The following is a 14,221-nucleotide window of genomic DNA, read 5'->3' on the forward strand; positions in this document are numbered from 1 at the left end:
CGATGAGGGCTAGAAGAGATCCTCCGCCAGGTGCGTCGGGGAGCCGAAGCGGTGCGCGGTCACCGCGACGGCCTGCTCGTGCAGGAAGGGCAGCAGCTCGACGCGTCCGGCCTCCACGACCGGCTGGGCATAGAGCGCGATGTCGACCCGGCCCTCGCTCTGTTCGGCGAAGAGCTTCCGCGAGCCGCCGATGAGGCGGACGCGGCGGGGTGCCTCGCCACCGATGAGGGTGGCGGCCCAGGAAGCGGCGTCCTGCTCGACCAGCGTGGCACCCGCCGCGGTCAGCAACGCGGCGATGTCGGCAGGCAGGTCGACCCCAAGCGAGACCGTGACGGTGGAGCCGGCGAGCACCCCGGCAGCGACGACCCGCACCAGTTCGGCCGGCGTACCGCCCTCGAAGCGGACGGTGACCGGGACAGGCAGGTAGCGGAAGACGTTCTTCTCCGCGAGCAGGCCGCTGACGTCGCGGGCCTGGCCGAACTCCTCGCTCCACGCGACCGCATCGGAGCCCAGAGCGCGGGAGAGGGACCCGTCGCCGTCGAGCCCGAAGGACGTGGCTCCGGCGAGCAGGGTCGCGGCGGCACCGGTGACCGGGGCGGTCCGGCTGGCCGGGGCGGGCGCCCAGTCGGTGAGACCGACGAGGTAGTTGGGGCCGCCGGCCTTGGTGCCCGCGCCGACCGCGGACCTCTTCCAGCCGCCGAACGGCTGACGGCGCACGACGGCACCGACCGTGGTCCGGTTGATGTAGGCGTTGCCCGCCTCGACGGCGTCGATCCACGTCGCGAGCTCGTCGCGCTCGAGCGAGTGCAGGCCGGCGGTGAGGCCGAAGTCCGTCTGGTTCTGGATCTCGATCGCCTCGGTGAGGCTCTCGGCCTCGATCAGGCCGAGCACCGGCCCGAAGTACTCGGTGAGGTGGTACTCCGAGCCGCGTCGGACGCCGGTCTTCACACCGGGCGACCAGAGCCGACCCTCCTCGTCGAGCTGCCGCGGCTCGACCAGCCACGACTCGCCCTCATCCAGCGCGGTGAGCGCCTTCTTCAGCTTGCCGGAGGCCGGCTCGATGATCGGGCCGACCTGCGTGGTCGCGTCCGACGGGAGACCGACCTTGAGCGACGTGACGGCGTCGACCAGCTGGTGCCGGAACCGGTCCGACGTCGCGACCGAGCCGACGAGGATGCCGAGCGAGGCGGCCGAGCACTTCTGGCCCGCGTGGCCGAAGGCAGACTGGACGAGGTCCTTCACGGCCAGGTCGAGGTCGGCGTTGGGCGTGATGATGATCGAGTTCTTGCCCGAGGTCTCGGCGAGCAGCGGCAGGTCGGGCCGGAACTCGCGGAAGAGCGCGGCGGTCTCGAAGGCACCGGTGAGGATCAGCCGATCCACCACGGGCGAGGCGACGAGCGCGCGGCCGACCTCGTTCTCCGGCATGTGCACGAGGTGAAGTACGTCCTTCGGTACGCCGGCGGCCCAGAGTGCCTCGACGAGCACGGACCCGCAGCGGGCTGCCTGGGGTGCCGGCTTGATGATCACGCTCGACCCGGCGGCCAGCGCGGCGGCCACACCGCCGGTCGGGATCGCGATCGGGAAGTTCCACGGGGGCACGACGAGGGTGAGCTTCACGGGCACGGCGCGTGCGCCGTCGACCGCATCGAGGCCCTCGGCGAGGTCGGCGTAGTAGTTGAGGAAGTCGATCGCCTCGGAGATCTCGGGGTCGCCCTGGTCGAGCGTCTTGCCGCACTCGGAGCCGGCGACCTCGAGCAGGTCGGCGCGACGCTTCTCGAACTCGATCGCGGCGAGGCGCAGGACCGCTGCGCGGTCGGCCCCGGACTTCGCGGCCCATGAGGCGGACGCCTCGGCCGCCTCGCTGATGATCTGCTCGACGCGGTCGACCGAGTCGACGGCGTACTCGCGGACGAGGTGCTCGCCCAGGGTCGAGGTGGCGATCCGGGCAATGATCTCTGCGCCCCACTCCCGGTTGCCCGGAAGTGACGGGTCGGTGTCGGGTGTGTTCTCGAAGCCGATCATCGGCTCGAGCTCGACGGGCTGGCGGCGGTCCTGGACACGGTGCGGCGCGGGGACGAAGCCGTCGACGTCGACCAGCGAGGCGAGGAAGCGCTGGCGCTCGCGACGGAAGAGCTCTGTGTCGTCGTGGATGTCGAAGACGGCGCTCATGAAGTTGTCCTGGCTCGCGCCCTCCTCGAGGCGGCGCACGAGGTAGGCGATGGCGACGTCGAAGTCCTTGGGGTGCACGACCGGGACATACAGGAGGAGGCCGACGCCGTTCTCCTGCAGGGTCTCGCGGACCGCCTCGGCCTGACCCTCGGCCATGCCGAGCAGCATCTCGAACTCGATGCCGTCACGGACGCCGCGGCGGCCGGCGAGGATCCAGGCGTAGGCGACGTCGAAGAGGTTGTGGCCGGCCACGCCGATCCGCACGTTCGCGGTGTGCTCGGGGGTGAGGGCGTAGTTGAGCACGTTCTTGTAGCTGGTGTCCGACTCCTGCTTGGAGCCCCAGGTGGCCAGCGGCCAGCCGTAGAGGGAGCTCTGGACCCGCTCCATCGGCAGGTTGGCGCCCTTGACCAGGCGAACCTTGATCGGCGCACCGCCGAGAGCGACGCGGGCCGCGGACCACTCCTGCAGCCGGATCATCGCGGCCATCGCGTCGGGGAGATAGGCCTGGAGCACGATGCCGGCCTCCAGGCCGAGCATCTCCTCGCGGTCGAGGATGCGCTGGAAGACCTCGATGGTGATGTCGAGGTCGTGGTACTCCTCCATGTCGAGGTTGATGAACTTCTGCCTGCCCTGGGCGGACTCGCCGGCGGCGTACCGGTAGAGCGGGAGGAGTCGCTCGGTGACGTGCGCGACGGCGTGGTCGTAGGACCAGGGCGAGTGCGGCGCCACCGGTGAGGAGACCTTGATCGACACGTAGTCGACGTCGGGGCGCTGGAGGAGTTTGACGGTGCCCTCGTAGCGGCGGTTGGCCTCGGCCTCACCGAGCACAGCCTCGCCGAGGAGGTTGATGTTGAGCTTGACCCCGTGGGCCTTGATCCGCTCGATCTGGCCGCCGAGATGTGCGTCGGTGGCGTCGATGAGCAGGTGGCCGACCATCTTCCGCAGCACCCTGCGTGCGACCGGGATGACGAACCACGGGGCGACCACGGAGAGCATCGCGCCGAGACGGAGCGCGAGCTTCTGGTACCACGGCAGGAAGCGCGGGGTGATCGCGACGAGCTCACGGAGCGCGGCCGCAGCGACGCCGAGGTCCTCGGGGCGGACCACGCGGTCGACGAAGCCGACGGTGAACTCCAGACCCTTGGGGTCCTTGAGGACCGCGGCGAGTCGCTTGGCAGACGGGTGGACCGGCTTCGTCGCGGCGACGGCCAGCCAGGCCCTCACCTGGGCCTCAACCTCGGCGGTGCACTCCGGGCCGAGGAGCGGAGTGGTGCCGGGCGCGGGGGTGCTCATACGTCGATGATCCGCCTCCAGACTCTTCAGTTCCAGCGATGTTTTCTGACGTCGATCATTCGGTTTCGCTAATCTGTTGCCGTGCTGGACGTACGCCGCCTGCGACTGCTCCGAGAGCTGTCGATCCACGGCACGCTCGCCGAGGTGGCGGAGGTGCTCCACCAGAGCCCCTCGTCGGTCTCGCAACAGCTCGCCCTGCTCGAGCGGGAGGCCGGGGTCGAGCTGCTGCGCAAGTCCGGCCGGCGGGTCGAGCTCACCCCGGCGGCGGAGCTGCTCGTCGACCATGCCGGGCAGATCCTCACCCTGCTCGAACAGGCCGAGGCCGCCGTGGCGGCGCTCGCCGACGAGGTCTCGGGCACCGTGCAGATCGCCGCCTTCCAGTCCGCGGCGCTCGCCTTCATGCCACAGCTCCTCACCCGACTCGCGACCGAACATCCCCGCCTCCGCGTGACGATGTCGCAGCGGCTGCCGGAGGAGGCGCTGCTCGAGGCCCGCTCCAACGAGGTCGATCTCGTGATCGCCCAGCAGTACCCGCACCACCCGGCACCGCTCCACGCCGAGCTCGACCGGGCACCGCTCACGACGGACCGGCTGCGCCTCGCGGTTCCGCCGCACGGCAGCCGATGGGAGGCCATCGACACGCTCGCGGACGCCGCCGGCGTCCCCTGGGTGATGGAGCCGCGCGGTGCTGCCTCCCGTCAGTGGACCGAGCATCTCTGCCGCGAGGCCGGGTTCGAGCCCGACGTACGGTTCGAGACCGACGACCTCGAGGCCCACATCGCGCTCGTCGAGACCGGCAACGCGGTGGTGGTGCTGCCGGACCTGATGTCGGTACGCCGACCACCGGCGGTGCGCTGGGTCGACCTGCCCGGAGATCCGCGGCGCGAGGTCTTCACGTCGACGCGTGCGGCGATCGCCGGTGCTCCCCCGATCGTCGCGTGCCGTCAGGCGCTCGCCGAGATCGTCCCTGCCGAGCTACCGAGCCTGCTCTGACCCTTCCAGCGTGAGCCCGTAGCTGCGAAGCCGCACGTCGATCATCGCCGACGTCGCCTCGACCAGGAGGTCGATCATGTGGGCGCGGTCGGGCACTTGTGCGCCCTGGTCGACCCACCGGCGTACGGCGGCGAAGATCGCGCCGACCAGGCCGTGGACCAGGGGGTCGGCGGTCGCCGCGTCAGCCTCGGTGACCACCGCACCGAGCGAGCGGAACCATGCGACGATCCCGACCGCCACCTGGTCGGCGATGGCGTCGAGGCCCGCCTGCAATGGTCCGTTCGTGGGATCGAGGACCGCGCGGCGGTGCAGCAGCGGGTGGTCGGCCGCCCAGCCGACGTACGTCTCGATGGCCCGTCGCCAGGCGTGGGAGGGCTCCCCCTCGAGCGTCAACTGCGGGAGGAGGTCGCTGGCCAGGTCCCGGAAGATCCGGCGCTGCACTGCGGCGTCGAGCGAGCCCTTGTCCGCGAAGTGCCGGTAGACGGCAGAACGCGCCAGACCTGCGCGGCGGCCGATCTCGACCAGTGACGGCGCCTCGGCGCCCTCCTCGATCAGCGCCAGCGCCGCCTGCACGATCCGCTCGCGCTGGGCCTCCCCATGGCCCTCCCAGCGGGTCGAGCGGCCGTCCATAGGACGGCACCCTAGTCCCGCGGGTGCGGCGCCGGCGGGCGAGGTCAGTCGCGTGCGCTGGCCGGCTCGGAGCGGAAGCGAGCAGCGCGTCCGTCGACACCCCAGAGCTTCCACACCGGCCGCGTGACCGCGTTGAGCACGCCGACCTGCTCACACAGCATGCGGACGTCTGCACAGACGTCGCGGCGGACCTTGTTCATATCAGCGTTGCGTCGCCCGAATACCTCGCGCATCACCTCGTCGGGGATGCCCATCATCTTCTGGTCGGCCTTGCTCGGTATGACGATCGCCCCGAAGCCGAGCCGGAGGACCAGCGGAACCATCAGGCCGAGCGCCATCTTGTTCACGATGTTCATGGAGGGGGTGTGGTGCTCGAGCCAGGCGTGCGCGAATCCGATGTGCCGCGCCTCCTCCGCCGCGTGGATCGCCATGAGCCGGTTGAGCAGCGGGTGGGTTCCGCCGGCGCGAAGGACGTCCTTCTGCAGGTGATCGATCGGCTCCTCACCGGCGAGGATGATCTGGAAGAAGAGCGTCGGCCACCAGCTGCCGAGCATCCCGATCAGCGGGATGGTGGTCATCAGCCACTGCGGCGCACCGCTCACCTCGGGACACGCCCGGTTGGTGAACTCCTGGAACATCTGGATGTGGTGTGTCTCCTCGGTGAGCTCGTGCATGAAGTAGCGGAACTCGGGATTTCCGTTCTCCAGCCCCATGAGGAACTGGGTTCCGCCGAGCAGCAGCAGCTGCTCGAACTGGGTCCCGGTCTTGGTCATCGCGACGAGGCGGTGGCGTCCGATCTGGACCTGGCGCTCCTTCGGGAGCGAGCGGTACCACGGGTGGCCACCGAGAGGGTCGACAGCCGGCAGGATCCAGCGCTCGTCATTCGGGTCCACGGCGAACTCCGGGTTGTCCCAGTCGATGTCCTTGAAGGCCTGGAAGTGGACCTCGACCGAGGCCTCGGAGAGGCGCTGGAGGGTCGCGTCGTACGCCTGGCGGCCCTGGGGTTCGTACGTCGTCGTCGACATGCCTTCGAGTATAGGCAGGACACCATGTCCCGCATACCCGAACGCTGCTGATCGGGCGGATCAGCCGAAGACGAGCTTCCCGTCCTCGTGGTAGTCGCCGGGCTGGAGGCGCCGCATGTCGATGAAGTAGTTCTGCTTCGCCTCGTACGGCCCGTGGTCGCCCTGCCGGGGCATCGACGGGGCGCCGCGGAGCAGATAGCCGGACTTCATGTCCATCAGCGGGCGGGCGCCCTTCACCTCCGGTTCGGCGACCCGGACGACGGTGTGGCCGTGCTTCTCCATGTCACCGAGCAGGCCGCTGACCCACTCGGAGACGAGGTCGGCCTTGAGCGTCCAGGAGGCGTTGATGTAGCCGATCGTCAGGGCGAAGTTCGGGATGTGGGTCAGCATCGCGCCGAGATAGGCCGTGGTCTCGCTCGGGTCGACCTCCTCACCGTCGACGGTCAGCTTCGCGCCGCCGAAGAGCTTGATGTTGAGCCCGGTCGCGCTGACGATGACGTCCGCCTCGAGGGTCTCGCCGCTCTCGAGCTCGATGCCCTTGGCGGTGAGGGTCTTGATGTGGTCGGTGACGATCGTCGCCCTGCCCTCGCGGATCGCCTTCCACAGGTCGCCGTCCGGCACGGCGCACAGGCGCTGGTCCCACGGGTTGTAGGGCGGCGTGAGGTGGTGGTCGACGAACTCGGTCGCCTCCTCCTTCGTGAAGCCCGGGCCGCCCTTGCGCGCGGTGAGCTGCGCGATCTGGTTGTCGCGGATGAGCTTCTTGGCAACCTTCGGGGCACGCTGGGCGAAGAGGTAGAGGCCGAGGGAGAGGCCGAGGTTCTCCCAGCGGATCGCCTCGTACGCCGTCTTCGCCCGCAGGTGCTTGAACGGGAGGAGCGCCTTGAACGGGATCGGCAGGCTCTTGAGCGCGGTGGCGGCCACGTCGTTGCCCGGCCGGCTGACGATGTACGACGGCGTCCGCTGCAGCATGGTCACCGACTCCGCCCCCGAGTTGGCCATGGCAGGGACGAGCGTGACCGCGGTCGCGCCGGAGCCGATGATGACGACCTTCTTGCCGGTGTAGTCCAGCTCCTCGGGCCAGAACTGCGGGTGGATGAACTCACCCTCGAAGTCCTCCCGACCGGGGAACTGCGGCTGGAAGCCCTGGTCGTAGTCGTAGTAGCCCGAGCAGGCCCAGAGGAAACGGCTGGTGATGGTCGTGTTCGCTCCGTCGACCTTCGCGGTCACGGTCCACAGCTCGGTGGTGGAGTCCCACGCCGCGTCCAGGACCTGGTGGCCGTAGCGGATCAGCCGATCGACACCGGTCTCCGCCGCGACGGTCGCGAGATACTCCTTGATCAGCGGGCCGTCGGCCAGCGTCTTGTCCGACTCCCACGGACGCCACCGAAAAGCGAACGTGAACATGTCCGAGTCCGACCGGATGCCGGGGTACTTGAACAGGTCCCAGGTGCCACCGAGCGAGTCGCGGCGCTCGAGGATCGCGACCGTCTTGCCGGGGTGGTCACGCAGTACCGCGGCTGCGGCATCGATGCCGGAGAGACCGGCACCCACGATGAGGACGTCGACGTCAGGCGTTGTCTGGGACATGTGTCACACGTTACTCGCCAGTAGCCACGGCTGCACCCGAGGCGATCAGATCCTCGGCATTCGAGACGCCCCAGGCCGCGAGGGCCTCGCGGGTGTGGGCGCCCGGCTGCGCCGCGGGCGGCAGGGTCAGCGTCGGGACGGTCCGGGAGAAGCGCGGCGCCGGAGCGGGTTGCAGGACGCCGTCGACGTCGACGTACGTGCCGCGGGCGGCCATGTGCGGGTGGTCGGCCGCCTCGATCGCAGTGACGACCGGGGCCACGCACGCGTCGGTGCCCTCGAAGAGGGAGGCCCACTCCGCCATGGTCTTCGTCCGGAACCCGTCCGTGAGGGCCGAGCGCATCTCGTCGTACCGCTCCATCTCGTACTGCTCGGGCAGCTCGATCCCCTCCTTGCGGAGGATCGCCGAGAGCTCGGCGAAGAACTTCCCCTCGAGCGCGCCGACCGCCATGTGCCGCCCGTCGGCGGTCTCGTAGAGGTCGTAGAACGGGATGCCCCCATTGAGCATCCCGGTCGCGCGATGGTCCGGATCGAGCCCGCCCATGGCCTTGAGCGTGTAAGTCATCGTCTGCAGGTGGGCGGTGCCGTCGACGATCGCGGCGTCCACGACCTGGCCCTGACCGGAGATGCGGGCCTCGAACAGGGCGGCGAGCACGCCGATCACCAGATAGGTGGAGCCACCGCCGTAGTCGCCGAGGAGGTTGGTCGGGAAGTGCGGCCGGGCGGGATCCTGGCCGAGGCCGAAGAGCGCCCCCGCGGTGGCGATGTAGGTGACGTCGTGACCCGCCGCCTGGGCGAGCGGGCCGTCCTGGCCCCACCCCGTCATCCGGCCGTAGACCAGGCGCGGGTTCCGCGCCCAGCAGTCGTCAGGACCGATGCCGAGCCGCTCGGTGACGCCGGGGCGGTTGCCCTCGATGAGGATGTCGGCCTGCTCGACGAGCGCGAGGACGGTCTCGATCGCGTCCGGGTTCTTGAGGTCGAGGGCGACGCTGGGACGGCCTCGGTTGGTGAGGTCGTGCGCACCACCGCCCAGGCCTCCACCGCCGGGGCGTTCGATCCGGATCACGTCGGCACCGAGGTCGGCGAGGATCGTGCAGGCGTGCGGGCCCGGCCCGATGCCTGCGATCTCGACGACCTTGACGCCCTTCAGCGGGCCCGTGCCCTGACCCAGTTCGATTCGCGCGACCATGCGCCCGATCCTGACAGAGCGGCTGTCAGGGTCAAGGGGAGACGGATGGGTTACTGACCGGTAACCTGCGACGGTGACCTCGCCCTACCCGCATCTCCTCGCTCCGCTCACCCTCGGCTCGGGCAGCGACGGCGTGACCCTCCGCAACCGCGTGGTCATGGGCTCGATGCACACCGGGCTCGAGGACCGACGCCTGGATCTGCCGAAGCTCGCCGCCTACTTCCGCGAGCGCGCGGCCGGCCAGACCGGACTGATCATCACGGGCGGCTATGCGCCCAACAAGCGCGGCTGGCTCAAGCCGTTCGCCTCCGAGATGACCTCCCGACTGCAGGCGATGCGGCACCGCCAGATCACCGGCGAGGTGCACGAGGAGGGCGGTGCGATCGCGCTGCAGGTGCTGCACGCGGGCCGCTACGGCTACTCGCCGTTCAGCGTCAGCGCCTCGGCCACCAAGTCACCGATCACGCCGTTCCGTCCCTCCGCCCTCTCGACCAAGGGCGTCGACCACACGGCCACCCACTTCGCCACGTCGGTCGCACTGGCGAAGAAGGCCGGCTACGACGCGGTCGAGATCATGGGCTCGGAGGGCTACCTGATCAACCAGTTCCTCGCCGAGCGGACCAACGAGCGCACCGACAGGTGGGGCGGGTCGGCGTACAACCGGATGCAGTTCCCGCTCGAGATCGTCCGCCGCGCGCGCGACCTGGTCGGCGAGGGCTACCCGATCATCTACCGCATCTCCCTGATCGACCTCGTCGAGAACGGCCAGACCTGGGACGAGACGATCGACCTCGCGCACGCGCTGGAGGAGGCAGGCGTCACCGTCTTCAACACCGGCATCGGCTGGCACGAGGCACGGGTCCCCACGATCCTCACGCAGGTGCCGCGCGCCGCCTGGACCGACCTGACGTCGCGCCTGCGCACCGAGGTCTCGGTGCCCGTGTGCGCGTCGAACCGGATCAACACCCCCGAGCTCGCCGAGGAGGTCCTCGCGTCCGGCGGCGCGGACCTGGTCTCGATGGCCCGCCCGCTGCTCGCCGACCCGGCCTTCGCACAGAAGGCCGCGCAGGGCCGCGCCGACGAGATCAACACGTGCATCGCCTGCAACCAGGCCTGCCTCGACCACGTCTTCTCGAACCGGAAGGCCTCCTGCCTGGTCAACCCCCGCGCGGCGCACGAGACCGTGCTCGTCCTCTCCCCTGTGCGCACCCAGCGCACCGTCGCCGTCGTCGGTGCCGGTCCCGCGGGCCTCGCCGCCGCCGTCAGCGCGGCCGAGCGCGGCCTGAAGGTGACCCTCTTCGAGCGCTCGGAGCACCTCGGAGGGCAGTTCCGCTACGCAATGGAGGTCCCCGGCAAGGAGGACTTCCGCGAGACGCTGCGCTACTACACGCGTCGACTCGAGGTGCTCGGCGTCTCCGTGCAGCTCACGACCTCGCCCACAGTGGCCGAGCTGACCCGCTTCGACGACGTCATCGTCGCCACCGGCGTCACCCCGCGCATCCCCGGCATCAAGGGCGAGGACAGTCCCGGCGTCGTGACGTACGCCGACGTGCTGGCCGGTCGCGTCACGCCGGGGCGTCGCGTCGCGGTCATCGGTGCCGGCGGCATCGGCGTCGACATCTCCGTCGCGCTCACCCACGAGCCGGAGTCGCTCGAGGAGTGGAAGGCGCACTGGGGCGTCGCGGATCCGGAGACCCACCGCGGTGGCCTCGGCGAGCGCACCCCGCGCGAGCCCGCGCGCCAGGTGACCCTGCTCCAGCGGAAGACGACGCCGATCGGTCTCGGCCTCGGCAAGACGTCCGGCTGGGCGCACCGGGCCGTCCTGAAGCAGTCGGCCGTGCGGATGGTCAGCGGGGCGACGTACGACCTGATCGAGCCGCTCGAGACGGGCGAGCTCGCCGTGCACGTCACGGTCGCCACCGATCAGGGAAGCGAGCCGCAGACACTCACCGTCGACACGGTCGTGCTGTGCGCCGGACAGGAGTCCGTGCGCGACCTCTGGGACGAATTGGCGGAGGCAGGCGTGCCCGCGACGCTGATCGGCGGCGCCGACGTGGCGGCCGAGCTGGACGCCAAGCGGGCGATCAGGCAGGGCACCGAGGTCGCCGCCGCCCTCTGAGGCCTACTCGGCGGAGGCGGGAGCGCGCAGCTCCCGGATCAGTCGTTGGTAGGTCCGGAAGGAGTCCTTGGGCGTGCGGGTGAGGGTCGTGCGGTCGACATGGACGAGGCCGTACGGCGTGGTGAGGCCGTGCGCCCACTCCCAGGAGTCGAGCAGGCTCCAGGCGTAGTAGGCCTGGACGTCGACGCCCCGATGGACCGCCTCGGCGACAGCCTCGAGGTGCGCCTCGAGGTACTCCGAGCGCTCCTTGTCGTGGACGATGCCGTCGGCGTCGACCTCCTCGACCCACGAGGAGCCGGACTCGGTGATGACGATCGGCGGAAGCGCGGCCCGGAAGCGCGCCCGGAAGAGGACCAGCCATTCGCGCAGCGCGGTGGGGACGACCGACCAGCCTGAGGCGGTCCGGGTGCGGCCCAGGAGCGGGACGAAGCGGAAGGGCATGTCGGAGCCCTCGTCGCCGGCCGCGACACGGATGGGGCTGTAGTAGTTGACCCCGTAGAAGTCGAGCGGCTGCCGGATGGTCGCCATGTCCCCGGGCTCGACGACGTCGTCGAGGAGCGGCGCGAGGTCGGCGGGGTAGCGGCCGAGCAGGATCGGCTCGAGGAACATGCCGTTCCACAGCGCGTCGAAGAGCTTGGTCGCACCGACATCCGCCTCGTCGTCGCTGGCCGGCCACATCGGCGCGTGGTTGTTGGCACAGCCGACGCTGGTCGCACCGGCGTTGCGCAGCTCGATCGCCGCCCGGCCGTGGGCGAGCAACAGGTGGTGCGTGACGGGCAGGACGTCGAAGAAGAGCTTCCGCCCGGGCGCGTGCTCGCCGATCCCGTAGCCGAGCATCGCGATCACGTTCGGCTCGCTGATCGGGACCCAGTGCTTCACCCGGTCGGCGTACTTCTCACCGGCCAGGGCGGCGTACTCGGCCATCGCCTCGACGGTGCTGCGGTTGCGCCAGCCGCCGTCGTCCTCGAGCGCTTGGGGGAGGTCGAAGTGGTAGAGCGTCACCATCGGGTCGATGCCGGCCTCGAGCAGGTCGTCGATCAACCGGTCGTAGTGGTCGAAGCCGGCCTGGTTGACGCGGCCACGGCCTTGGGGAAGCAGTCTCGGCCAGGAGAGCGAGAAGCGGTAGGAGTCGACACCGAGCTCACGCAGCAGCGCGATGTCCTCGGTCGTGCGGTGGTAGGAACCGGCGCCGGTCTCGGGGGTCGAGGCGTCCGCGATGACGAGCGGACGGGCGGCGAACGACTCCCAGATCGAGGGGCCGCGGCCGTCCTCGGCGAGCGCTCCCTCGACCTGCAACGCCGCGGTGGCTGCGCCGAACGCGAAGCCGGTCGGGAGTTGTGGTGGGGGCACGAGACAATTGTCGTCGTGACTGTCGAGATCCGCCGAAGTTCCGCGAGATTCCAGGAGTTGGTCCCAGGTCGTGCGACCTGGCACTCGCTGTCGTTCGGTGCCTACTACGACCCGGAGCGGACCGCCATCGGGACGATGGTCTGCCACGACGAGCACCTCCTCGCCACCGGCGAGGGCTTCACCGAGCACGCCCACGAGGGTGTCGACATCGTGACCTACGTGGTCTCGGGAGCCCTCGCGCACTCGGACTCGCTCGGGTCCTCCGGCGTGCTGGAGGCCGGCGAGCTCGGTTGGCTCCGTGCCTCCTCGGCCGTGCGGCACTCGGAGATCGCTGCGGCGCCCGCGACCCGCTTCGTGCAGGTGTGGTTGCAGCAGTACGACGGCGAGCCGGCCTGGCAGCGCATCGAGGGCGGTCGGCTGTCGCTGCCCGGTGGTTCGCTCGAGGTCGTCAGGCTCGGGGCCGGCGAGACTGCGTCGCTGCCGGCCGGTGGCCTCGTCCACGTCTTCGTGGCCTCCGGTGCCCTCCTGCGCAACTCCCTCGCGGAGCCGCTCTCGGCCGGCGACGCACTGCTTCTCGACAGCGAGCCGGCGCGCGAGGTCGGTGCGGCTGTGCCGACCACCCTGCTGGTCTGGACACTTGCGGCCCTCCCCGCGTCGGAAGGCTGAGGATTCAGCGGAAATGCCGCGCAGAGGCGCGCATTTACCTACGCTCCTTCCAGTGAACACGACAGCGCCGTACCTCACCCTGCCGCGGCCCACGTCGTTCTATCGCGGAGGTCTGGCTGACGCTTGGGGCGTCATGCGTACCGGCCGTCTGGGCAGCGCCTGGCGCGTGCTCGTCGCCGTCGACCCGACGACGCTGGAGCCGACGCAGCGCGCCCAGCACGGCACCCTGCTGCTCACCTGCCAGCTCGCGGTCGGCGAGGTCGACGCCGCCTCCGGCACCGCGGCAGCGCTCGCGGCGCTGCCTGAGGTCGACGCCGGGGCGGTCACCGCCATCCAGCTCGCCCAGGGCGAGCTCGCCACCGCCCTCGGCGACCACGAGACCGCCCTCCGCCACTTCGAAGCCGCCGGTACGTCGGCCGGTGCGGACGATCCCGACCTGGAGCCCTGGCGCTCCGGCGCCGCCGTCGCCTCGGTGCGCACCGGTGACCGCACCCGTGCCGTCGAGCTGGCCCGCGAGGAGCTCTCCCACGCCGAGGAGTCCGTCGACCTGCACAGGCTCGCCGTGTCCCTGCGCACCCTCGGCACCGTCGACCCGTCCGTCGACCCCATCCGCACGCTCCAGCGTGCGCTCGGTCTCGCCCGGCACACCGACGACCTGCGCCTCATCGCCCAGATCAGCACCGACCTCGCCGGCCTGATGCTCCTCACCTCGAACGAGGCCGGCCGCGACGAGCTGCTCGAGCTGCTCCGTCCGGCCGAGGCCTTCGCCGCGACCGAGGGACTGCGACCGCTGCAGGGCCGGGTCTCCCGACTCCTCGAGCGAGTGGCGCCCGACGGTGACGGAGGGGGTGACGGTGCGGCTGTCGGCGTACCGGCACTGGAACAGCTGACCAGCGCCGAGCAGCGAGTCGCACGGCTCGCCGCCAACGGCATGAGCAACCGCGAGATCGCCCACCAGCTCGCCGTCACGGTCAAGGGTGTCGAGTGGCACCTGTCCCGGGTCTACCGCAAGCTCGGCATCGGCTCGCGCACGAGCCTCGGCTCGATGCTCGACGCCGGCTGAGCGCACGCAGACGAACAGGGGCCCGACGATGTCGGGCCCCTGCCGGCTCCTGCCCTCGCCGGGCAAAGGGGGGGTCTGCCCGATGAAAGCGGAGCGGGCCCCAGTCTGCATGGGGTCAGACGTGGGGCCCTGGTCGAAAA

Annotated in this window: 10 protein-coding genes; 4 read left to right on the top strand and 6 right to left on the bottom strand. The window is 70.5% G+C overall.

What is annotated here, in order from left to right; all coding sequences use genetic code 11:
• Window positions 1–9: 9 nt before the first annotated feature.
• Window positions 10–3,462, bottom strand: coding sequence for a bifunctional proline dehydrogenase/L-glutamate gamma-semialdehyde dehydrogenase (locus LH076_RS15805; protein WP_227781716.1), 3,453 nt, complete (start codon window positions 3,460–3,462; stop codon window positions 10–12).
• 81 nt (window positions 3,463–3,543) lie between these two features.
• Here LH076_RS15805 and LH076_RS15810 point away from each other — a divergent pair, with 81 nt between their 5' ends.
• Complete coding sequence (locus LH076_RS15810; RefSeq protein WP_227781717.1) at window positions 3,544–4,455, top strand: LysR family transcriptional regulator; 912 nt, start codon at window positions 3,544–3,546, stop codon at window positions 4,453–4,455.
• On the opposite strand, the gene LH076_RS15815 is transcribed toward LH076_RS15810, so the two are convergent.
• Genes LH076_RS15815 through LH076_RS15830 form a run of 4 tightly spaced genes read right to left on the bottom strand, consistent with a single transcriptional unit; the run spans window position 4,438 to window position 8,883 of the window.
• Window positions 4,438–5,085 carry a TetR/AcrR family transcriptional regulator gene (locus LH076_RS15815; RefSeq protein ID WP_227781718.1) on the bottom strand — a complete coding sequence of 216 codons (648 nt, stop codon included), beginning with the start codon at window positions 5,083–5,085 and terminating at the stop codon, window positions 4,438–4,440. The genes LH076_RS15810 and LH076_RS15815 overlap by 18 nt on opposite strands.
• A gap of 44 nt (window positions 5,086–5,129) precedes the next feature.
• Complete coding sequence (locus tag LH076_RS15820) at window positions 5,130–6,110, bottom strand: AurF N-oxygenase family protein (RefSeq protein ID WP_227781719.1); 981 nt, start codon at window positions 6,108–6,110, stop codon at window positions 5,130–5,132.
• Window positions 6,111–6,170: 60 nt separating this feature from the next.
• A complete protein-coding gene (locus LH076_RS15825; protein WP_227781720.1) occupies window positions 6,171–7,697 on the bottom strand; it encodes a flavin-containing monooxygenase in 1,527 nt (508 codons plus the stop codon).
• A 10-nt stretch (window positions 7,698–7,707) separates the two neighbouring features.
• Window positions 7,708–8,883, bottom strand: coding sequence for a CaiB/BaiF CoA transferase family protein (locus tag LH076_RS15830; RefSeq protein ID WP_227781721.1), 1,176 nt, complete (start codon window positions 8,881–8,883; stop codon window positions 7,708–7,710).
• 73 nt (window positions 8,884–8,956) lie between these two features.
• Here LH076_RS15830 and LH076_RS15835 point away from each other — a divergent pair, with 73 nt between their 5' ends.
• Window positions 8,957–11,002 (top strand): NADPH-dependent 2,4-dienoyl-CoA reductase, encoded by a 2,046-nt coding sequence (locus LH076_RS15835; protein ID WP_227781722.1) that lies wholly within the window; start codon window positions 8,957–8,959, stop codon window positions 11,000–11,002.
• A gap of 3 nt (window positions 11,003–11,005) precedes the next feature.
• Here the strand turns inward: LH076_RS15835 and LH076_RS15840 are convergent, their stop codons facing one another.
• Complete coding sequence (locus tag LH076_RS15840; protein ID WP_227781723.1) at window positions 11,006–12,352, bottom strand: GH1 family beta-glucosidase; 1,347 nt, start codon at window positions 12,350–12,352, stop codon at window positions 11,006–11,008.
• A gap of 15 nt (window positions 12,353–12,367) precedes the next feature.
• Here LH076_RS15840 and LH076_RS15845 point away from each other — a divergent pair, with 15 nt between their 5' ends.
• Together LH076_RS15845 and LH076_RS15850 are read left to right on the top strand one after the other, a co-directional pair.
• Window positions 12,368–13,018 (top strand): pirin family protein, encoded by a 651-nt coding sequence (locus tag LH076_RS15845; RefSeq protein ID WP_227781724.1) that lies wholly within the window; start codon window positions 12,368–12,370, stop codon window positions 13,016–13,018.
• 52 nt (window positions 13,019–13,070) lie between these two features.
• Entirely contained in the window at window positions 13,071–14,081 is a 1,011-nt protein-coding gene (locus LH076_RS15850; protein WP_227781725.1) for a helix-turn-helix transcriptional regulator, read from the top strand.
• Window positions 14,082–14,221: the final 140 nt, after the last annotated feature.

It is taken from the genome of Nocardioides sp. Kera G14 (genome assembly GCF_020715565.1).
In the GTDB taxonomy this organism is placed as follows: Bacteria; Actinomycetota; Actinomycetes; order Propionibacteriales; family Nocardioidaceae; genus Nocardioides.